Annotated in this window: 19 protein-coding genes and 1 pseudogene; 15 read left to right on the forward strand and 5 right to left on the reverse strand. The window is 62.0% G+C overall.

The window, feature by feature from the left end; translation table 11 throughout:
* Positions 1 to 420 precede the first annotated feature (420 nt).
* The 7 genes from rsmB to spoVM all read left to right on the forward strand — a co-directional run bounded on the left by rsmB (position 421) and on the right by spoVM (position 8,529).
* Positions 421 to 2,451: a 16S rRNA (cytosine(967)-C(5))-methyltransferase RsmB gene (rsmB, locus tag ACFSR7_RS27725; protein ID WP_378167269.1), complete on the forward strand. Its 2,031-nt coding sequence runs from the start codon at positions 421 to 423 to the stop codon at positions 2,449 to 2,451.
* A gap of 150 nt (positions 2,452 to 2,601) precedes the next feature.
* Positions 2,602 to 3,687: a dual-specificity RNA methyltransferase RlmN gene (rlmN, locus tag ACFSR7_RS27730; RefSeq protein WP_378167271.1), complete on the forward strand. Its 1,086-nt coding sequence runs from the start codon at positions 2,602 to 2,604 to the stop codon at positions 3,685 to 3,687.
* Between the two features lie 5 nt (positions 3,688 to 3,692).
* Complete coding sequence (locus ACFSR7_RS27735) at positions 3,693 to 4,460, forward strand: Stp1/IreP family PP2C-type Ser/Thr phosphatase (RefSeq protein ID WP_378168172.1); 768 nt, start codon at positions 3,693 to 3,695, stop codon at positions 4,458 to 4,460.
* Complete coding sequence (gene pknB, locus ACFSR7_RS27740; protein ID WP_378167273.1) at positions 4,457 to 6,691, forward strand: Stk1 family PASTA domain-containing Ser/Thr kinase; 2,235 nt, start codon at positions 4,457 to 4,459, stop codon at positions 6,689 to 6,691. Before ACFSR7_RS27735 ends, pknB begins: the two co-directional genes overlap by 4 nt.
* Before the next feature lie 3 nt (positions 6,692 to 6,694).
* Positions 6,695 to 7,642: a ribosome small subunit-dependent GTPase A gene (gene rsgA / locus ACFSR7_RS27745; protein WP_378167275.1), complete on the forward strand. Its 948-nt coding sequence runs from the start codon at positions 6,695 to 6,697 to the stop codon at positions 7,640 to 7,642.
* A gap of 3 nt (positions 7,643 to 7,645) precedes the next feature.
* Positions 7,646 to 8,293: a ribulose-phosphate 3-epimerase gene (gene rpe, locus ACFSR7_RS27750; protein ID WP_378167277.1), complete on the forward strand. Its 648-nt coding sequence runs from the start codon at positions 7,646 to 7,648 to the stop codon at positions 8,291 to 8,293.
* 155 nt (positions 8,294 to 8,448) lie between these two features.
* On the forward strand, positions 8,449 to 8,529 hold the full coding sequence (gene spoVM / locus ACFSR7_RS27755) for a stage V sporulation protein SpoVM (protein WP_040711006.1): 81 nt from the start codon (positions 8,449 to 8,451) through the stop codon (positions 8,527 to 8,529).
* Positions 8,530 to 8,806: 277 nt separating this feature from the next.
* On the opposite strand, the gene rpmB is transcribed toward spoVM, so the two are convergent.
* The gene (rpmB, locus tag ACFSR7_RS27760; RefSeq protein ID WP_378167279.1) at positions 8,807 to 8,995 is read right to left on the reverse strand and encodes a 50S ribosomal protein L28; all 189 of its coding nucleotides are present in this window, start codon (positions 8,993 to 8,995) and stop codon (positions 8,807 to 8,809) included.
* Positions 8,996 to 9,178: 183 nt separating this feature from the next.
* On the opposite strand from rpmB, the gene ACFSR7_RS27765 reads away from it, so the two are divergent.
* The 5 genes from ACFSR7_RS27765 to ACFSR7_RS27785 all read left to right on the forward strand — a co-directional run bounded on the left by ACFSR7_RS27765 (position 9,179) and on the right by ACFSR7_RS27785 (position 14,852).
* The gene (locus tag ACFSR7_RS27765; RefSeq protein ID WP_090115427.1) at positions 9,179 to 9,538 is read left to right on the forward strand and encodes an Asp23/Gls24 family envelope stress response protein; all 360 of its coding nucleotides are present in this window, start codon (positions 9,179 to 9,181) and stop codon (positions 9,536 to 9,538) included.
* 108 nt (positions 9,539 to 9,646) lie between these two features.
* Positions 9,647 to 11,470, forward strand: a complete 1,824-nt coding sequence (locus ACFSR7_RS27770) for a DAK2 domain-containing protein (protein ID WP_378167281.1) — start codon at positions 9,647 to 9,649, stop codon at positions 11,468 to 11,470.
* A gap of 18 nt (positions 11,471 to 11,488) precedes the next feature.
* Complete coding sequence (locus ACFSR7_RS27775) at positions 11,489 to 12,361, forward strand: DegV family protein (RefSeq protein ID WP_378167282.1); 873 nt, start codon at positions 11,489 to 11,491, stop codon at positions 12,359 to 12,361.
* Positions 12,362 to 12,403: 42 nt separating this feature from the next.
* Positions 12,404 to 14,473, forward strand: coding sequence for an ATP-dependent DNA helicase RecG (gene recG, locus ACFSR7_RS27780; RefSeq protein ID WP_378167284.1), 2,070 nt, complete (start codon positions 12,404 to 12,406; stop codon positions 14,471 to 14,473).
* Between the two features lie 91 nt (positions 14,474 to 14,564).
* Positions 14,565 to 14,852 carry a stage VI sporulation protein F gene (locus ACFSR7_RS27785; protein WP_378167286.1) on the forward strand — a complete coding sequence of 96 codons (288 nt, stop codon included), beginning with the start codon at positions 14,565 to 14,567 and terminating at the stop codon, positions 14,850 to 14,852.
* 486 nt (positions 14,853 to 15,338) lie between these two features.
* Here ACFSR7_RS27785 and ACFSR7_RS27790 read toward each other — a convergent pair whose 3' ends face one another.
* From ACFSR7_RS27790 to ACFSR7_RS27805, 4 genes are all read right to left on the reverse strand, one after another.
* Positions 15,339 to 16,055, reverse strand: a complete 717-nt coding sequence (locus tag ACFSR7_RS27790) for an SOS response-associated peptidase (protein WP_378167288.1) — start codon at positions 16,053 to 16,055, stop codon at positions 15,339 to 15,341.
* Positions 16,056 to 16,252: 197 nt separating this feature from the next.
* Positions 16,253 to 16,786, reverse strand: coding sequence for a YhjD family protein (locus ACFSR7_RS27795; protein WP_378167290.1), 534 nt, complete (start codon positions 16,784 to 16,786; stop codon positions 16,253 to 16,255).
* Positions 16,783 to 18,042, reverse strand: a complete 1,260-nt coding sequence (locus tag ACFSR7_RS27800) for a DNA polymerase IV (RefSeq protein WP_378167291.1) — start codon at positions 18,040 to 18,042, stop codon at positions 16,783 to 16,785. The genes ACFSR7_RS27795 and ACFSR7_RS27800 overlap by 4 nt, the downstream gene beginning before the upstream one ends.
* The gene (locus ACFSR7_RS27805) at positions 18,032 to 18,238 is read right to left on the reverse strand and encodes a hypothetical protein (protein WP_090117551.1); all 207 of its coding nucleotides are present in this window, start codon (positions 18,236 to 18,238) and stop codon (positions 18,032 to 18,034) included. Before ACFSR7_RS27805 ends, ACFSR7_RS27800 begins: the two co-directional genes overlap by 11 nt.
* A gap of 193 nt (positions 18,239 to 18,431) precedes the next feature.
* On the opposite strand from ACFSR7_RS27805, the gene ACFSR7_RS27810 reads away from it, so the two are divergent.
* The 3 genes and pseudogenes from ACFSR7_RS27810 (at position 18,432) to ACFSR7_RS27820 (ending at position 20,951) form a co-directional block, all read left to right on the forward strand.
* Positions 18,432 to 18,626, forward strand: coding sequence for a hypothetical protein (locus ACFSR7_RS27810; RefSeq protein WP_378167293.1), 195 nt, complete (start codon positions 18,432 to 18,434; stop codon positions 18,624 to 18,626).
* A gap of 43 nt (positions 18,627 to 18,669) precedes the next feature.
* Positions 18,670 to 18,940, forward strand: a pseudogene (locus tag ACFSR7_RS27815) (sugar isomerase); the annotation flags it as partial.
* Between the two features lie 457 nt (positions 18,941 to 19,397).
* A complete protein-coding gene (locus ACFSR7_RS27820; RefSeq protein WP_378167295.1) occupies positions 19,398 to 20,951 on the forward strand; it encodes a hybrid sensor histidine kinase/response regulator in 1,554 nt (517 codons plus the stop codon).
* The last annotated feature ends 169 nt before the right edge of the window (positions 20,952 to 21,120 follow it).

Genomic DNA, 21,120 nt, shown 5'->3' on the forward strand with positions numbered 1-21,120 from the left:
CGGAAGCAGCAGGCACGGAAACAAAGGGCGCGATAGCGGCGGATATAGCGGAACGAGAGTCGGGCACGAAGGACGTAGGACGTTGCGGGCGACGAACATATATGGGCATCGAACACTACGGCTTTGGACGGGCATCGGGCAACTGTGTCAATAACCCAAAATGGACATTATTAGAGCTAAGACTTCCTTTTGCGACGCTTAACCCCCGCGCTCCGACGCCTCTTCGTGGATACTGCGAATTTTCCGCTTAACCTCTTAAATGCAATATTATGGTCATTCCTATGAACCTTTGCGCACTTTGTGCTATATTTGAATGCATGAAATGAGAGCGATGCGAGCGGGCATGCTAGAAACAGGCACATACGCGCGTCCGTCGGCTCGTGTGAGCTCCCGCAGGGAGCAGATCAAAGAGGTGTGAAAATGAGTCAACCCATAAATCCGAATCAACCCTCAAAGACGACTTCCCCAAGCCGGGCAAACGGCAGACCAGCAGGTTCGGGCGGCAAGCCGTCGGGCGAACGTGGAGAGAGAGGGGGAGCGTCCGATTGCGGCGGCTATGGCCGTCCGCAAGGCGCAGCAGCTCAGGGGAGAGCCGGTCAAAATTACGGGCAAGCTTCCTCCGGCGATAGACGCGGCGGGCGGCCTGCGCAAGGTTCGGGCCAACCGTTTGCCCGGAACCGCGACGGGCGGCCATCGCAAAGTGCCGGTCAAGCGTCCGCGCCGCGGTCCCATCAGCGACCCGCGTCGGCGCAACGGCCGACCTCCGCGCAACAGCCATCATCTGCGCAGCGGACTACCCCCGGGCAGCAACCGTCATCGGGGCAGCGGTCCGTACCCGCACAGCGGTCGAGTTCCGCGCAGCAACCGTCATCTGCACAGCGGTCGACCTCCGCGCAACAGCCGGCCTCGGCGCAGCGAACTAACCCCGGGCAGCAACCGGCATCGGCGCAGCGCTCCTCGCTCCCGCCAAGGCCCGGATCCGCGCAACGGTCCGCATCTGCGCAACGTAGCGGCCAACGTCCCGGACAGCAGCCAGGCCGCCGTCCGTCCGTCGCCGCCAAGCCTTCGATGCCGCCCGCGGCCCGCAAGCCGCAGACGGCGCGCGAGGTCGCGCTTCGCGTGCTGCTGCGCGTCGAAGAGCAAGGCGCCTTCAGCGGCCTGGAGCTGAACCGCGTGCTGACCGATGCCGGCCTATCCCGTCCGGATGCGGCGCTCGCGACCGAGCTTGTCTATGGCACGATCCAGCGCCGGCTGACGATCGATCATGTACTGGCGGCCCGCGTCAAGGGCTGGCCGAACAAGGTCGAGCCGTGGGTCCGCTGCCTGCTGCGCCTCAGCTACTACCAGCTGCGCTGGCTCGACCGGGTGCCGGCGCACGCCGTCACCGACGAAGCCGTGCGCATCGCGAAAAAGCGCGGCCACGGCGGCATCGCCGGCCTCGTGAACGGCACGCTGCGCGCCCTGCTGCGCGAAGGCGTGGCGCCGCCCCTGCCGGCGGGGCTGCCAGCGGCCGAGCGGCTCTCGCTCGCCCACAGCTATCCGCTGTGGCTGGCCGAGCGGTGGATCGCCGCCTACGGCGAAGCCGGCGCCGAGGCACTCATGGCGGCGGGCAACGAGCCGCCGCACATGTCCGTGCGCGCGAACCGGCTGCGCGGCACGCGCGACGCGCTGCTCGCGGAGCTCGCGGGCGCGGGCATCTACGCTGAGCCGTCGAAGCTGTCGCCCGACGGCATCGTGGCGGCGCGCGCCGGCAGCCTCGCGCAGACGCCGTGGTATGCGTCCGGCCGCCTGTCGGTGCAGGACGAGAGCTCGATGCTCGTGGCCGCCGTCTGCGATCCGCAGCCCGGCATGAACGTGCTGGACTGCTGCGCCGCTCCCGGCGGCAAAGCCGCTCACCTGGCCGAACGGATGGGCGGCCATGGCAGGGTAACCGCCAACGACGTGCATCCGCACAAGGAAGCGCTCATCCGTGAACAGGCGGACCGGCTCGGCCTGCCGAATGTCGTCACGACGGTGTCGGACGCGCTCTCGCTGCCCGAGCGTCTCGCGCCGGGCTCGATGGACGTCGTGCTCCTAGACGCGCCGTGTTCGGGACTGGGCGTCATCCGGCGCAAGCCGGAAATCAAGTGGAACAAGTCGGCGGACGATATCGCGAGCCTTGCGGCGCTGCAGCGCCGGCTGCTCGAGTCGGCTTCGCGCATGGTGAAGCCGGGCGGCCGGCTCGTATACAGTACCTGCACGATTGCGCCGGAGGAAAACGAAGAAGCGGTGCGCGATTTCCTGAAAACCCGCCCGGACTTCAAGCTTGATCCGGCCTGGCCCGAAGAGACGCTCGCGCCGCTCCGCGACGCGGGCGTCTCAGGGGGCGATTTCCCGGGCATGGCGCAGCTGCTGCCCCAGCACTTCGGCAGCGACGGTTTTTTTATCGCCCGGCTCGTCAGAGCGAATTGACCGACGGCGCTTTCTATACGATGAAGTAACGGCGCGGAAGCTTCGAGTCGTATTTCGTTCAAGCACCGCGCCTTCATCAAGCGCGATCGGCCGCCTTCTACTGCGAAGGCGGCGTTTATGGTAAAATAGAGCGAATGGTGGTGACTATCCTTGATTGGATTAAAAAATAAAGATTACGTTCCCGCTGACGGGAAGCCTTTTATTTACGATTATACGCTGGATCAGCTCCAGGACTGGGTGAAGTCCTCGGGAGAGCCCGCTTTCCGCGCAGGCCAGATTTACGACTGGCTGTACGTGAAGCGGGTAAGCACGTTCGAGGAGATGACGAACCTGTCGAAGGCGCTGCGCGAGAAGCTCGCGGACGCCTTCAACTTCGTCACGCTGACCGAGATTACGAAGCTTCAATCGAAGGACGGGACGGTCAAATTTTTGTTCGGCCTGGCCGATAGCCACGCGATCGAGACGGTTATCATGCGGCATAACTACGGCAACAGCGTCTGCGTGACGACACAGGTCGGCTGCCGGATCGGCTGCACGTTCTGCGCATCGACGCTGGGCGGCCTCAAGCGCAACCTGACGGCCGGCGAGATCATCGCGCAGGTGGTCAAGGCGCAGCAGCTGCTGGATCCCGAGAACGAGCGCGTGTCCAGCATCGTCATTATGGGCTCGGGCGAGCCGTTCGAGAATTACGAGCCGACGATGACGTTTCTGCGGACGATGACCCATCCCAAAGGGCTTAACATCGGGCAGCGTCATATTACCGTATCGACGAGCGGCATCGTCCCAAACATGTTGAAGTTCGCGGACGAGAACACGCAGATCAACCTGGCGATCTCGATCCATGCGCCGAACGACGAGCTGCGCTCGAAGCTCATGCCGGTCAACAGGCGGTACCCGTTCGAGGAAGTGATGAACGCCTGCAAATATTATATCGAGAAAACGGGGCGCCGCATCACGTTCGAGTACGCGCTGATCGGCAGCGTCAACGACCGTCCCGAGCATGCGGAGCAACTGGCCGAGGTGCTGCAGGGCATGCTGTGCCACGTGAATCTGATTCCCGTCAACTACGTTCCCGAGCGGGATTACGTCCGCACGCCGCGCGACGATATTTTCGAATTTCACCGCATCCTCGAGCGCAGGAACATCAATGCGACCATCCGCAGGGAGCAGGGACACGATATCGCGGCGGCATGCGGCCAGCTGCGGGCGAAGCACATGGAGAAGCAGGCGAGGTGACGGGGTTGAAGACGGCTGTGCGCAGTCATATCGGACGAGTCAGGCAACTGAACGAAGACAGGGCTTGGGTCGGCACGACGCCGGGCGGTCTTACGGCCGCTGCGGTGGCGGACGGCATGGGCGGACACAATGCAGGCGACGTCGCCAGTACGCTGGCGGTCGACAGCCTGTCGAAGTCGCTGTCCGCATGGGAGGGCGTCGTTTCGGCTTTTGAGGCGGAAGAGAAGCTCAAGGCGATCGTGCTTGCGGCGAACGCCGCTGTATTCGAAGCCGCTTCGACGCATCCCCAATATCATAACATGGGCACGACGGTCGTCGTTGCCCTTCTTGACGAGCAGGAGGGTCTAATCGGCCATATCGGTGACAGCCGCGCCTATCGGATCAGAGGCGGCGCCATCGAGCAACTGACGGACGATCATACCCTCGTCAACGAGCTTACCCGTTCGGGCCAGCTCAGCCGGGAGGAAGCCGCGAACCACCCCCGGCGCAACGTACTTACGCGCGCGCTCGGCACCGACGCAGAAGTATCCGTCGACCTGCAGCGCATCGATATGCTGCCCGGCGATCGCCTCCTGATCTGCAGCGACGGCTTGAGCGCGCTGGTAGACAAAGCCCTTATACTCGATACGATGAATACTGAAGGCGTCACCCTGGATCAGATCGCCGACCGTCTGATCGCGCTGGCGCTTACCGCCGGCGGCGACGACAACGTGACGGTCGCCTTGATCGAATACGAGACGGGGACCGGGACGCGGGATGGAGGAACGTCATGACTGCGATCGGACATTTGTTGGGCGGCAGGTACGAGCTGCTCAGCCGCGTGGGCGGCGGAGGCATGGCGCTCGTGTACAAGGCCCGCGACATTTTGCTGAACCGATTCGTCGCGGTCAAGGTGCTCCGGCAGCAGTTCATGCACGACGACGAGTTCGTGCGCCGCTTCCGGCGCGAAGCCCAGTCGGCGGCCGCGCTTTCCCACCCGAATATCGTCAGCATTTACGACGTAGGCCAAGAAGAAGATACCCATTACATCGTCATGGAGTATATCGACGGCGCGAACCTGAACGAGATTATCCGTGAACGGGCGCCTTTGCCGGTTAACGAGGCCGTTCGCATCGCGTCGCAGATCTGCGACGCGCTCGATCACGCGCACCAGAGCCAGATCATTCATCGCGATATCAAGCCGCACAACATCCTGATCGGCACGAACGGCCGGGTAAAGGTGACCGACTTCGGCATCGCGCGCGCCGCCACGTCGTCGACGATCACGCAGACCGGCTCCGTCGTCGGCTCGGTCCATTACTTTTCCCCCGAGCATGCCAAAGGCGTGGCCACCGGCGAGAAATCGGACATTTATTCGCTCGGCATCGTGCTGTACCAGATGCTGACGGGGCGTCTTCCCTTTCTCGGGGAGAGTCCGATCAGCGTCGCGCTCAAGCATCTGCAGGAGCCGTTCGAGGACCCGCGTCTCGTCAATCCGTCGATTCCGCAGAGCGTGGAGAACGTCATTTTGCGCGCCATGCGCAAAAATCCGTTGGAACGGTATTCCTCGGCGCAGGATATGCTCGACGATCTGGCTACCTGCCTGCAGCCGCAGCGGTTGAACGAGCCCAAAGTACGCTTCCCGAGCGATGCAGACGAGGAGGAGCAGACGCGGGTCATTCCCGCGATCCGTCCGGAGATGCGCTCTTCCGCGGACGAGACGCTGGCCGGCAAAGGAAGCGCCAGGAAGAACGGATCGTCGGAGGACGAACAGCCGCAAAGAGGCGCCGCCGATAAGCGAAAGCGCAAAAAGTGGGTGCTGCCCACCGTATTCGGCGTCATCGCCGTCATTCTGATCGCCATCCTCATCTGGGCCATCTTCGCGCTGAAGGGACAACTGGTGTCGCCGGACGTTCAGGTGCCGACGGTCGTAGGCGAGAAGCTCGACGCCGCAACCGCGGACCTCGAAAAGGCGGGCCTCAAGGTCGCGGATCCGATTATGTACGAGCCGAGCGAGACGGTGGACAAGGATATTGTCATCAGGCAGAGCAAACAGGACATGCCGGTCAAGACCGGATCGCTCATCACCTTGACGGTGAGCCTGGGCAAGGAATTGCCGACGCTCGACGATTATACCGGCAAGCTTTACGACGACGCGGTCGAAGCGCTGAAGGCGCAAGGGGCCAAGGCCAGCAACATTGAAAAGGTCGAGAAGAACGACAACGAGGTCCCTGCAGGCACGGTGCTCAGCCAGTCGCCGGCGCCCGGCGGTACGTACGATCCGGACAAGGATACGATCACGCTGAACGTCAGCAAAGGTCCCGCATCGTTCGCGATGCCGAATCTGATCGGCATGTCGCTGTCCGAGGCGCGGGCGGAGCTGACCAAGAACAATCTGTCCTTGCCGAACGACAAGGTGCTGCAGGAGCCGAGCTACACGACCAAGGGCAAGGTGTTCAAGCAGTTCCCGGCGGAGCAGAACGAGCTGGTGACGCCGGGGACGGAAGTCACGATCTGGATCAGCAGCGGATATCCGGCGGACGCCAAGGAGAAAACTTGGAACGTAACGGTGTCGCCGGCGGTCGAGGGGCAGACGAGCACGGTCAAGATTCTGCTGACAGATGCCCGCGGCGATAGCGAGTGGGGCACGAAGAAGATCAAGACGACGCAGACGTTCCCGATCAAGCTCGTCGTGTCGCCGGACAAGGAAGGCCAGATTACGGTTTACCGCGACGATCAGTTCCTGGACCGGATCCGGGTGCCGTACGCGGACGAGACGCCTACGCCGGAGCCTACGCCAACCCCGTCCGAAGAGATCACGCCGCCGCCGACGGAGTCGCCTTCGGAGGGCGCGACGACGCAGGTCGATCCGGGCGGCGAAAGCACGAACGACGGAAGCGCAGATGCGGGCAACGAGAATGCTTCAGTGGGACGGGGTAACGGAAATGGCAAAGGAAACGGTAATGGAAATGGCAATGGAAATGGAAATGGCAACGGTAACGGCAAAACGAACGGTCGAGGCTAGCCGATGAAAAAAAGCGGCAGCGGCGCGGCGCGATCGAATGCGGCGGAGCGTCATGGCATTATCGTCAAGGCGCTCAGCGGTTATTATTACGTGCGGGACGACGAGCGCGAAGTCACGCTTCAATGCAGGGCACGCGGCATTTTCAAAAAACGGGGCGAATCCCCGCTTGTCGGGGACAGAGTCATCTACGAAGAGACGGAAAACGGAGAAGGCACGGTCAATGGCATTTTGCCCAGATCCTCATCGCTGATCCGGCCGCCCGTCGCAAACGCGGACCAGGCCGTACTCGTGTTTTCGGTCATCCGGCCGGAGCTCAATTTGCAGCTGCTCGACAAATTTCTCGTGCATATTGAGCATGCGGGGATGGATGCGCTCATCGTGCTGACCAAGCTCGACGCGGCCGAGCGGTCCGAAGACGCAGGAAGGATCGGCCGCGATATCGACGACGCGGTGGCGCTCTACGAAGGGATCGGGTACCGGGTGCTCGCCGTCAGCGCCCGCCAGGGCACCGGCCTCGAAGAGCTGCGCGGCTTGCTGGCCGATCATGTCAATGTCTTCGCGGGCCAATCGGGCGTCGGCAAGTCCTCGCTACTTAACGCGCTCGTGCCGGGCTTGACGATGGAAACGAACGATATCAGCGAGAAGCTCGGCCGGGGCAAGCACACGACGCGTCACGTGGAGCTCGTCGAGCTGCCGGACGGGGGATTCGTGGCGGATACGCCGGGTTTTAGCCAACTGGATTTTCAAGAGCTTGGGATCGACGAGATCGGCTCGTGCTTCCGCGAGTTTCGGGAGCTCGCGCAAGGGTGCAAGTTCAGGGGCTGCACGCACATTCACGAGCCCGGCTGCGCCGTGCTGGCGGAGCTGGAGGCCGGAGGCATCGCGGAGACCCGATACCGCCACTACAAGGAATTCATGAACGAATGGAAAGAAAAAGCGCGGAGGTACTAGCACATGGCAATTATCGCACCATCGATCCTGTCGGCCGACTTTGCTCGGCTCGGCGAGGAGGTTCGTATCGCGGAAGCCGCCGGCGCGGACTGGATTCACATCGATATTATGGACGGGCAGTACGTACCGAATCTGACCTTCGGGCCGCCCGTGGTCGCGGCGATCCGTTCCTATACGGAACTAACCTTCGACGCGCATCTCATGGTGGAGACCCCGGATCGGCTGCTCGCGGACGTCGCGGCGGCCGGCGCGGACCGGATCACGGTTCATGCCGAAGCCAGCACGCATTTGCACCGGACCGTGCACGCGATTCGAGAGTTTGGGAAGGGAGCGGGCGTCGCGCTCAACCCGCATACGCCGCTGTCCGTCCTCGACTACGTTCTCGACGATGTCGACCTCGTTCTCATCATGACGGTTAACCCCGGTTTCGGCGGACAATCCTTCATTTCCGGGATGCTGTCCAAGATTCGCCAGCTTCGGCAGACGCTTGTCGCGCGCGGGCGGGGCGACGTCCACATCCAAGTGGACGGGGGCATCAACGCCGAGACTTCCAAGCTTGTGCGCGAAGCGGGCGCGGACGTGCTCGTCGCCGGCAATTACGTATTCGGGCACGCGGATCGCGCCGCTGCCATCGCATCGCTCAGGGACTGACTTCGGTCGGTCCCTTTCGTTTTGCGCCAAGGAATAGGACAACTCCGCGCGTGCATAACATTTATCAACAGCGCGCGCCTTCGGGCGTTGCGCCGCCCCATGCAAGGCCCGTAGGGCCGCGGGCAACGCATCGGACCGGAGGAGGGGTGGGAACGATGAAGTTTTACACCATCAAGCTGCCGAAGTTCTTGGGCGGATTCGTCAAAGCGATCCTCAATACGTTTCAGAAAAGCTGACGCCTCCCGGGTGATGGATCCCGCGGCCTTGCAAGGCTCGTGTCCCCGTCCCCGGAACGGGCAACCCCGCCATGAGCGGGCGATCCGGGACGCCTCGCGGCGCCAGCGCCGGCTGCGGCCGGACGGCCCGGGCGTGCGTCGCGCCGGCGGCAAGTTATGAGGGATGATTATCGCGAGCATTCTCGCATGCGGATATGGCGGGGCAAAACAAAAAGCACCTGGATGTCCAGGTGCTTTTGCCATGGGCTGTCGTCCGCCGAAAGGGGCGGGCCGATAATTATACGCGAGTGACTTTGCCGGACTTCAGGGCGCGAGTGCTGACGTAAACGCGCTTCGGCTTGCCGTTCACCAAAATGCGAACCTTCTGCACGTTGACTCCCCAAGAGCGTTTGTTATGATTGTTGGCGTGGGAAACGTTGTTGCCGGCACCCGGCTTCTTCCCCGTGATATAACATTTGCGAGCCATGTAAATCCACCTCCCTGACCAGACCTTACACACACTTTTCCTATCATAACACAGGCCTAGTCGGCTTGCAATGTCATCGGCTGACTTCAAACCGATTCTTTTTTATAGTACAATGGGAAAAGGTTCACCCATGAAGCCGTCTATGCGGACGGCGTTCGAGAACCGCCAAAGGAGCGTGTGGCCATGCCTATGCAGCTATCGACGGAAAATGGCAAAATCGACGTGGCCGATCAGGTCATCGCCGTCATCGCAGGTTCGGCGGCGCTCGACTGCTACGGCCTCGTCGGTATGGCCTCCAGGAAGCAATTGAAGGACGGGATCGCCGAGCTGCTCGGCCGCGAGAATCTCGCGCGGGGCGTCGAAGTGCGCCGCGAAGGGGAAGAGCTCCATCTGGATCTGTACGTGATCGTCAGCTACGGCACGAAGATCTCGGAGGTCGCCCACAATATCCAATCCAAAGTAAAGTACGTGCTGGAGGAAGTCGTCGGGATTGCCGTGGACCGTCTGAACATTTTCGTTCAGGGCGTGCGCGTCATTCGCTAGGCGAAGACCGGATCGTAACCACTTGCGCGAATTATCCGATCTCACCTTGGCTTGCCGGGCTCTCCTGCCGGAGAGGCCGGCGTCGCGCCTTCGAAAAGGGGAATTTTATTGACTACGAAGCTTCTAAACGGAACCGACTGGACCGCCATGGTACTGGCCGGCGCGGAGCGGCTCTCGCAGCAGGCGGAGCTGATCAACGCGCTGAACGTATTTCCCGTCCCGGACGGCGATACGGGGACCAACATGAACTTGACGATGACGGCCGGCGTGGCCGAATTAAAAAATAAACCTTCGACCGAGATCGGCCGCGCTGCGGAAGTGCTGTCGAAAGGGCTTCTGATGGGCGCGCGCGGCAACTCGGGCGTTATTTTGTCGCAGCTGTTCCGCGGGTTCGCCCGTGCGGTCGCCGGCCAGCGGGAGATCACCGTGCCGCCGTTCGCAGCCGCCTTAAGGCAAGGAGTTGATACCGCTTACAAGGCGGTGGTCAAGCCCGTCGAGGGCACGATTCTGACCGTCGCCCGGGAAGCGGCAAGGCACGGCGAATCGATCGCGAGGCGCACCGAGGATATCGCCGAGTGGATGGGCGAAGTGCTCGACAAGGCGGCGGAGACGCTGGCGCGCACGCCGGATATGCTGCCGGTGCTCAAGCAGGTCGGCGTCGTCGATTCCGGCGGGCAGGGACTTGTATGCATTTACGAAGGCTTCGTGCAGTACCTGAACGCGCAGCGGCAAGGCGCCGGAGCGGCCCCGTACGCGGGAAGTTGGACGTCATACGCGCCGGGTGCCTCCGCCTCGTCATCGCCCGTGCCGGCGCAAGTTGCGGCCGCGGCCCAGGCGTCGTCGGCACAGTCGAGGATTGCGACCGAGTCCATTCAGTTTCCGTACGATATGGAGTTTTTCATTCGTCTGCAGGGACGCACCGCGTTTTCCGAAGCGTCCTTCCGCAGGGCGCTCGAGCGGGACGGAGATTCGATCATCCTGATCGCGGACGGCGATATCGTCAAGGTTCACGTGCACTCCCGCCGTCCGGGGGACGTGCTCAATGCCGCGGTCGCATACGGCGAACTGACGAATTTCCATATCCTGAACATGCGCGACCAGCATCGCGAGCTGCTGCATCCGGTGTCGGGGGCAGAGGCGGCTGGCGAGACGTCCGATCCGATGGGGCTTGAGGCGGCGTCGGGCATTCCCGACATGCCCGAGATGAGAGCCGCGGAGGCGGCTTCGCAGGCGATCGAGCCGGCGCATCCGGCCGCCTTCGAGATGGCCGACTACGGCGTCGTGGCGGTCAGCGTGGGCGCGGGCAACGACGAGCTGTTCCGCAGTCTCGGCGTAGACGCGATCATCTCGGGCGGACAGAGCATGAACCCGAGCACGGAGGACCTGGTGCAGGCGATCTCGTCGCTTGCGGCGGACCATATTTTCGTATTGCCCAACAACTCGAACATTCTGTTGGCCGCGAAGCAGGCGCAGGAGCTGGCGGATCGGCCCGTGACGGTCGTGCCGACGCGCAGCATTCCGCAGGGACTGGCCGCGATGCTCGCGTTTCAAGAGGAGCAGCCGGCGTCCGTCAACGAGGACCGGATGCTGCGGGCGATCGACCGCGTGCTGACGGGCTCTATCACCCGAGCCGTCCGGGATACCGTCATGGACGGCATCGATATTCGCGGCGGCGAGTATATCGGCATTTTGGACAAACAGATCGTCGCCTCCGAGGCGACGATGCTGGCCGCGACCCAGGGCCTGCTGGAGCGGATGCTCGCGAGCGGCGACGAGACGGTCATGCTGCTGTCCGGCGAAGGGGCCGAGGAAGGCGATACCGCAGGGCTTGTGGCCTGGCTCGGCGAAGCTTATCCGGATGCGGAAGTGGAGCGGCATGAGGGCGGACAGAATTTGTATCCGTACCTGATTATGGTGGAAAAGTCGGATTAGACGCGGGAGGTGGCTACGATGAGCAAGGTTGTTTTGGTAACGGACAGCACGTCGGACATCCCGCAGGCGACGCGGGAGCGGCTGGGCATCGAGATGGTGCCGCTGCGCGTCATCTTCGGCGAGGAGAGCTACCTGGACAACGTGACGCTTTCGCCCGCCCAATTTTACGACAAGCTCAAGCATTCGAACGCGCTGCCTACGACCTCGCAGCCCTCGCCGGCGCAGTTTCTCGAGGTGTACGAACGACTTCTTGCCGAGGGCAACTCGGTCGTGTCGGTCCATCTGTCCTCGTCGATGAGCGGCACCTATCAATCGGCCACGATCGCGAGGTCGATGCTGGACGACGAGAGCAAGGTCACCGTAATCGACTCGAGGTCGGCCTCTTACGGATACGGCGCGCTGGTCGTATCTGCCGCCGAGCTGGCCGCGCAGGGCGCTTCCCCCGAGGAGGTCGCCGCGGAGGTACTGCGGTTGCGCAAGGAGATGCGGCTGTATTTTCTCGTGAACACGCTCGAGTATTTGCAAAAAGGCGGCCGGATCGGCAAGGCGGCGGCGATCTTCGGCACGCTGCTTAACATCAAGCCGATCCTGACGATCGGCGACGACGGCGTTATTTTCCCGATCGACAAGGTCAGGGGACAGAAGCGCGCCGTCGCGCGGATCGTCGAGCTGCTGGAGTCCGACTTCGGGGCGGGAGCGGCGATCGATCTCGCCGTAGTCGATACGCCGGGCGACATCGAAGCTGCCAACGATCTCATCGAGGTGCTTCGGACCCGGTTCAACGTCGCGGGTTTCCACCGCTCGGAGATCGGATCGGTGGTCGGGGCGCACGCCGGTCCCGGAACCGCAGGCTTGTTTGTATTTCCCGCCGGCTCGGGCCATATCGTCTAGGGACGATCGTCCGGCTGGCGGCGCGATTCGGAGTGATGGAGGATGGCCGATCGATCGGCAGAAGAGACGGATCTGTTCGCCATACCGGTCACGAAGATCAAAGGCGTGAGCGCCCCCAAGGCGGGGGAGCTTCACGCCTTGGGTGTTTCTACGGTCGGCGAGCTGATCGAGTATTATCCGTTCCGCTACGAGGACTATCGGCTGCGGCCGCTCCTCGAGGTGAAGGACGGAGAGAAGATTACCGTGCAAGGGCGCATCGAGACGCCGCCGTCGCTGCAGCGGTTCGGGGGCAAGTCGCGCCTGCTCTGCCGGGTGACGGTGGAGGGCATGCTGCTGACGGCCGTCTGGTTCAACCGCGCGTTTTTGAAGGATCAGATCGAGGTCGGGCGGGATATCGTCCTGACTGGCAAATGGGATCAGCGGCGGAGGCAGCTCACGGTGGCGGAGTCGGAGTTCCCGGACAAGGGGGCCGGCCGCACGGGGACGCTGCAGCCCGTGTATTCGATCGGCGGCAGCCTGACGCAGGCATGGTTGCGGCAGCGCATCGAGCTGGCGCTGTCGCAGTACGGGGCGATGATCCCCGAGCTGCTGCCGCCGGAGCTGCTGGACAAGCATAGCCTCATGCCCCGGCGCGAAGCGATTCGCCGGATTCATCAGCCGGAAAATACGCGCGAGGGCCAGGAGGCCCGCCGCCGCATGGTGTACGAGGAGCTATTTTTGTTCGAGCTGCGGCTGCAGGCTTACCGCGCGATGAACCGCAAAGCGCCCGACGGCATCGCGCACAAGATCAGCAGCGACGATATTCGCGCGTTCGCGGCGAATCTGCCGTTCGAGCTGACCGAGGCGCAGAAGACCGTCGTCAACGAGATTACGCGCGATATGAAGCGGCCGTACGCCATGAACCGGCTGCTGCAGGGCGACGTCGGTTCCGGCAAGACGGTCGTGGCCGCGATGGCGCTATATGCAATGGTCAAGGACGGCTGCCAGGGCGCGCTCATGGTGCCGACGGAGATATTGGCGGAGCAGCATGCCAAGTCGCTGGGGAAGCTGTTCGAGCCCTACGGGATTCAAGTCGCGCTGCTCACCGGGAGTCGCGGGGCGCGGGAGCGGCGGGACCTTCTGGCATCGCTGCAGATGGGACTCATCGATATCGTGATCGGCACGCATGCGCTGATTCAGGAGGACGTCTTTTTCCGGCGGCTCGGGCTCGTCGTGACGGACGAGCAGCACCGTTTCGGCGTCAATCAGCGCAGTATTTTGAGACGCAAGGGACTGAATCCCGACGTGCTCATGATGACGGCGACCCCGATCCCGCGCACGCTCGCCATCACCGTGTTCGGCGACATGGACGTGTCGACGATCGGGGAGCGGCCCAAGGGGCGCAAGCCGATTCTGACGTACTGGGTCAAGCACGACAAGATGGACCGCGTGCTCGGCTTCATTCGACGGGAGGCGGAGCTCGGACGGCAAACCTTCTTCATCTGCCCGCTCATCGAGGAGTCGGAAAAGCTGGACGTGCAAAACGCGATCGATCTGCACATGCAGCTGCGGCAGGCGATGCCGGAGCTTGCGATCGGCCTGCTCCACGGGCGCATGACTTCGGCGGAGAAGGACGCGGCGATGGGGCAGTTCGCGGCCGGCGAGTCTACGGTGCTCGTCTCGACGACCGTCGTCGAAGTCGGCGTCGATGTGCCGAACGCCACGCTTATGATCGTGATGGACGCGGACCGCTTCGGACTCTCGCAGCTGCACCAGCTGCGGGGCCGGGTCGGGCGAAGCGACCATCAGTCGTACTGCGTCCTGATCGCGGATCCGAAGTCCGAAAACGGGCTCGAGCGGATGCAGGCGATGACGGATACGGACGACGGCTTCGAGATCGCGCGGCGGGATCTGGAGCTGCGGGGGCCCGGCGAGTTTTTCGGGACGAAGCAGAGCGGGGTGCCGGAGTTCAGGCTCGCGAACCTGATGAACGACTTCGAGACGCTTGAGCAGGCCCGCGACGACGCGGCCGCGCTCACGGCCGAGCCGTCGTTCTGGACGGCGCAGGCGTACGCGGGGCTGCGCGACTACTTGCGGCGCGAGGCGCCGGACTACAGCGAGCCGCTGGACTAGGCTTGTCTTTGCGGGGCCGATATTTTGCGCGGACATTTCCTTTAGGCCGCCGCATACAATATAGAAGCCTCGCGAAGGGAAGTGGGCAGCCGTGAGTTGGCAAAAGTTCGGCATTCGGCCGGATCTGGTGGAACGCGTCAAGGTGAAGATGAAAAATCCAGCCACGAAGGATAGAGTCAAGGCGCTGCTGGACGGGGTGACGAAAAGCGATCTGCAGGATCGGCCCAAAGTAAAACGTCTCGTCAAGTCATCCGCCAAAGTGCTCAGCGAGCCGCTGACCGATCTGCAGGAGGAACAGCTGGTAAACTTCGTCATCGCGCAGAAGATCGATCCGAAGAGCACGCTCCATCTGATCAAGCTGTGGGCGATGTTTCGGTAGCGAGTGGCGGAGGGCAGACCGGTCCGATCGCCTTCTGCATAGCAGGCGATGCGCCGTGTGGCGGCGCGAAAGGTCCGATCGCCTGTACTAAGGCAGGCGATGCGCGGTGCGGCGGCCCAAATGGTCCGATCGCCTTCTGTATAGCAGGCGATGCGCGGTACCGCGGCCTAAATGGTCCGATCGCCTTCTGTATAGCAGGCGATGCGTCGTGCCGCGGCCCAATGGGTCCGATCGCCTTCTGTATAGCAGGCGATGCGCGGTACCGCGGCCCAATAGGTCCGATCGCCTTCTGTATAGCAGGCGATGCGTCATGCCGCGGCCCAAATGGTCCGATCGCCTTCTTTATAGCAGGCGATGCGCGGTACCGCGGCCCAATAGGTCCGATCGCCTTCTGTATAGCAGGCGAGGCCCGCCCTCAGCCCAAAAAAGACCCTGACTCCCGACACGAACGCGGGAATCAGGGTCTTTTTGGCATTCGCGCGAGCGTCAGAACAGCTCGCCTTGCTCGTCTTCCGCCTCGAGGCAGCCGGGATCGTCGTTGGCCACGTTGCCGACCCGGCGGTTGGCAGGCACTGCGATCAGCTCCGCCGGATCCAACGGAATCGCCAGCTGCAGCACCTCGTCGGAACGCTGGATGCTCCGATCGAGCCACGCCGCCTCGTTTCGCCGATTAAGGATAATGGGCACGCGATCGTGGATGTCCGCGAGATGCCCCCGTGCCGGCGCGGTTAAAATGGCGCACGTACTCAGCCTCGATCCGTCGGGGGCGGTCCACGATTCGTAGATGGCGGCCATGCTGAACAGCGCGCTGTCCTTGCGGCGGATGCGCATCGGTCGCTTGCCGTCCGCGGTCTGCCGCCATTCGTAGTAGCCGTCGGCCGGTACGAGGCAGCGCTTGCGGCGCAGCGCCTCGCGGAAGGCCGGCCGCTCCGCGACGGTCTCGACCCGGGCGTTCAGCATCTTGCTGCCGACCTTCGGGTCCTCGGCCCAAGGCGGCACAAGCCCCCACTTGAGCAGGCCGAGCCGGTTGCGAGTGCTGTCGTTCACGATTGCCGGCACCATCTGCCCGGGCGCGATATTGTACCGGGGGCCGTAGGGCGAGCCGGCGGAGTCGTCGGCCGCATAATAAGCGAGCAGTTCCTCGAACGAAATCGTAATCGTATAACGTCCGCACATCGCGTGCAACCCTCTTTCTTTTCGCACCAAACAAGTCCTCTTTGGGAAGTAGTATACCGCAACGGCTGCTCAATGCGAAGCGGAGGGAGCGAGAGGCGCCGAGGACGGAGGGCCAATCAAGCGACGACTGCGATGCGTGGCGCGAGCCCGATTGATCGGACGCATCGATGCACGGACGAGACGGCACCGCGCCGCGCCACTACAAACGTAGGCGCGAGCCGTCCTTAAGTCGTCCCTTTGGCGGCGACGGGGGAGCGGCGGGCCTCCCGTGCTTCCTTGCTGTCGAGCTGTCGCAGATGCCGCGTGATCTCGCCCATGTACCTTGCGAGCTGCATGCTGATCTCGGAGCGGAGCACCTCCCGGACGATGCCGAAGCGTTCCTCGTAGCCCCGGCATATGTAGCGATGGTAAATGACGAGGTCGACCTGCTCGTCGCTGTTCAGCAGCCGGATACGCCGGCTGCTGAGTTCCCGGCGGAGCTCGTGGAGGTCCCGCGTAATCAGGTTGAGCACCACTTGAGCGCCTGTCAGGGTCACCCGGCTCAGCAGATTGCCCGAGCGCTCGCCCTCCTCCATCGCCCGCTGAACCATCGTGAGCATATGCGGCAGCACGATGACGTCGCGGATCATCCGCAGCTCGTCTGCGGTCGGGTGGCCGGTTGTCTTGGGGGAGACGGCATGCTCTTCTTCGTATTGTTCGTGATGTTCGGTGAGCAACAGCTTGGCGTTCCAGCGGTCGTTGCCGTCGAGTTTGCTCATTTGTAGTGTCCCCCGATCTGCTCGGCCCGTTCCCGTGCGACGCCGGCCTCCAGCAGCGAGGAGGCCCGCATGATGGCATCGCTCCCGTAACGGTCCTTGATGTAATCCGTCGCCCGTTCCATCCGCAAAATGGCCTGCCGGTCCTCGAACAGGTCGAGCTGGTCGACGCCCTCGTCCGAAAGACCGCCAAGCGAGATGGTCAGGCGGCTGACCGGCATGCCGCCCCAGTGCTCGCGGAGCAGCTTCAGCGCCGCGGCCGCCACCTCGTGCGTGAGCGCGGTCGGCTGCAGCAGCTTGGTCTGGCGTCCGAACCAGGACGAGCGCGTCCCGTCCGTCTCCGCCGCCCCGACCGAGACGACGCTGCCTCTGCACTTGTGCCGGCGCGTGCGTCGGCATACCTCGACGACGAGCTCGAGCAGGACGACCTCGATATCTTCTAGCTTGCGGTACAGGCCGCTGCGCAGCGCCTTGCCGTGGCTGATCGACTTCAGCTTGTGGCGGATGCCGGCTACGACCGGGCTCGGATCGATGCCTCGCGCGGTCTGCCAGTAATATTCCGCTTGGATGTCGCTCTGCTTTTTCATCTCGCGGCGCATCCGCCGCTTGAAGTCGCCGAGCTCGAGGCGTGCGATGTCTCCGATCTCGGCGAGGCCCATGCGGGCGAAGTGACGCGTCATGCGGGAGCCGACCATGAACATGTTGTGGACGGGGAGCTTCCAGAGGGTGTCCTCCAGTTTGTCGAAGGACAGCGTGGATACGCCCTCGGGCGTTTTTTTCGCATAATTGTCCAGCGCCATCTTCGCGAGAATCTTCGTCGGGCCGACGCCGACGCGGACATTGATATTGGTGGAGAGCTTCACGTGATTCTGGATTAGCTCGGCGATCAGCTCCGGCGGCCCGTAAGCGGGGATCGAGCCCGTGACGTCGAGGAACTGCTCGTCGATGCTGTACGGCTCGACCTGATCCGTGAACGCTTCGTAGATCTGCGTCATGAACAGCGAGATGCCGATGTAGGTCTGCATCCGCGGGCGGATGACGATTAGATCCGGACACTTGGCGAGCGCCTCGCCGACCCGCTCGGCCGTCGTGACGCCCTTGGCCTTGGCGATCGGGCAGGCCGCGAGGATGATACCGGAGCGCCGGGCGGGATCGCCGACGGCGACAGGTTTGTTCATCAGGCCGGGATGGCGCGCCTTTTCGATGGATGCGTAAAAGGATTGGCCGTCGATCAGGAAAATCGTTCGCTCATGAGGCATGGTGCTTCACCGGCCTGGCGCCGAGGATGCGGCTCGCCGACAGCGTGCGGAACGCGCGCTTCCCCCAATCGAGCACGCGCACCTTGCCCCCGCGTACCGAGAATACGGCGACGACCCGCTGCGTGAAGCGTCCCTTGCTATCCTCGTAAATGATTTCCACGCTTTGCCCGACGTACTTTTCGATGTTGACCGGCATGGCGATTCCTCCTTGAGCCTCGGAGAGACGAGGTTAATTACAGAACATTTGTTCTTATATTAATACGAACTAGCGTTCCCTTACAAGGACTAAATTATACCGGTTGTCCGATCGTAAGCGGGAGGCCCAAGCGGATGGCGTCAAAGCTGCGAGAATGTCCTGATTAATGTCGAATTTGTGAAGGATAGAGGATATGTCCAAGAGAAAAAACAGAGAGGCCGGCTCTCAGGTTTCGATTACAGAAACTAAGAGCTGCCTCTTCTGGGAAAACGCAAAAATAATGCGGCAGGCCGGCGCGGATATTTTCGTGGCGGGAACGTCGAGCATTTTTAAGCCAGGCGCGGACTTGCTTGGGCTGACCCGGGCATTCAGGGAAGCCATTGCATAGCGCCCCTGTAAGGCCCTGCTAGTTGGATGGGGAAACGTTCAAAATGGGCGATCGGGCATATGCCTGGTTTGAAGAAAAGCAACGCGACCGAGGCATTGACCTTGATGAAGTGAAGTCTTCTCTTAAGAAGCTCGTCATCGAGACGCCTTCGCGGGGATATGCGGATCAGGGGACGCGCATCAAGACGTTTCACTATCGCGGCGCGAACGCCGTTCGAGAAGATCGACGATGCGGCAGTCGTTCACGAATTTACAGGGGCGTGTCCCGCAGCGGCTATCCACATCCCGTGGGACAGGATGGAGGACTATGCCGAGCGGAAGCAACAAATCGTACATTAAGACATAGCGAATTTCTGAGCTTTGCCATAACGTCCGTAACCGAAATCCTCGATCGAACCACTGATCGGGGATTTTTGCGGTCGATTGCGGTCGATTGCGGTCGATTCCGGTCAATTGTGGTCAATTGTGGTCGATATGACGAATGGCGCAGAAGCGGGCACATATGTGCGATTATCAGCAATATGACCCCGACTGCCTTTCTTTTTTCTTTGCGATAGGTAAATGTTAATTACACAATTCTTTTGGATCTTAATTAAATATCGCATTGAACCTGCATTCTTAACCCCGTATAATATAAAAATGGGAATTAATTCTACAATAAGCCGGCATGCTTCTCCAGCATGTTCGGTTGATCCGCATGCCGCTTCAAGAATGAAGGCGAGCTGCATCCAGATATATAGAACATCCAATACACAGCAAGGGAGGGAAAAAGGTGGAAAGGAACTATTCCGCGAACATCCTGGTCGTCTCCGAAAACCCGGCGCATACGCTTGCGATCGAAGCCGCTCTCCATGGAGAACCATACCGCTTCGTCCCCGCACGCTCAGGGACCGAAGCGGTACGCTTTTTGCTGCGCGAGGAGATTGCCGTCATCCTGATCGACGTTCCCGTGACGAATCAATGCGAGACGGCGGACAATATCAAGTCCGATAGCAGCTTTGCACATATTCCGGTCGTCTTCATCTCCGGTTCCGAGGCGGATGCCGGGGATTTGGCGACAGACTGCGCCTTGGGCGCCTTCGATTATATAACGAAGCCGATCGTTCCGAATGTGCTCAAAGCAAGGATTCAGTGCCTTGTAAGTCTGCGGGATGCCCGGAAGAAAATGAGTCTGCAGGCGCGGGAGCTGGAGGGCTTGAGCCGGCAGCTCGCGCGCTCCGGCGAGCAGCTCGCGAGAGCAGAAGCGCAGGCGCGCGCGGTGATGGACGCCTCGATCGATGCCATGCTGGTTCTCGATGCGTCGGGCGTCATTCTGGAGACGAATCTTGCTGCCGTGCGCATGACGGGGTACGACAAGGGAGAACTGAACGGCCTGCATGTATCGCTGCTCTTCCCGTCCGCCGTCGGCGCGGGCGAACCTTTGAACCCGCCGTTCGGCAAACTGCTCGAGATGGAGACGCGCCGCAAGAACGGAACATCTTTTCCCTCCGAGGTGCATTGGGGCATGGCCGCCGACCATTCGGGACTGTTGACTTGCACCGTGCGCGATATTGCGAGCCGCAAAAAAGCGGAGCGAGCGTTGATTGAAGCGAAGGAAGCGGCGGAACGCACCTCCCAGGCGAGAATGGAATTTTTAACGTTTATGAGCCACGAGGTCCGCACCCCGTTGAACGGCTTCATCGGCGTGCTGGACCTGCTGCGGGAATCGGGACTGACGTCCGAGCAAGCCGAGCTGGCCGAGCTCATGGCTAAAAACGGCAATACGCTCATGCAAATCGTCAACGACGTACTGGATTTGTCCCGGATCGAGGCCGGCCGTATGGAACTGGAGCAGGAGCTCTTTGTGCTGGGGGACTGTCTTGACCAGGTCGGGGAGCTGTTCACAGCCCAAATACGGGAAAAACGACTTGCATATACGATTGCCGTCGAGCCCGACATTCCCGAGCTTCTCCGGGGGGATCGGTCTCGGCTTCAGCAGATTCTGATCAATCTGATCGGCAATGCGGTAAAATTCACGGAAACGGGCGGCATTTATATCGAGGTGCGCCTGCTCGAGGAGACGGACGACCGGCTCGCGCTCGAATTTGTAGTGAAGGATACCGGCATCGGCATTCCCGCCGATGAGATCGATCGGCTGTTTTTGCCTTTCTCTCAAGCGAGGGGCTCGACGCCCCGCAAGTATGGCGGCAGCGGATTAGGGCTTTCGATCTGCAAAACCTTGTGCGAGCTCATGGAAGGAAGCATCCGCGTAGAACCGTCCGGCGAACCCGGCACGGTTTTCGTTTTTTCGGTGCGTGTCGGCAAACCCGAATTTGCTCCTGATTGATGGAACGACCGCCACGCTTCCGCAAGGCCTGACGCGCGCGGGTGGACCGCGTGCCCGGACGGGAGGTGGACGTCCGGGCGACGAGCGCGGCGGGAGGTTCGTTCTATCTTCGCTTGATGAACGAATCCCTTTCAAGGAAATGACCGTAATAAGGTTGAGAAAAGGCCGC

This window comes from Cohnella sp. GCM10020058 (assembly GCF_042683485.1).
Taxonomy (GTDB): Bacteria; Bacillota; Bacilli; order Paenibacillales; family Paenibacillaceae; genus Cohnella.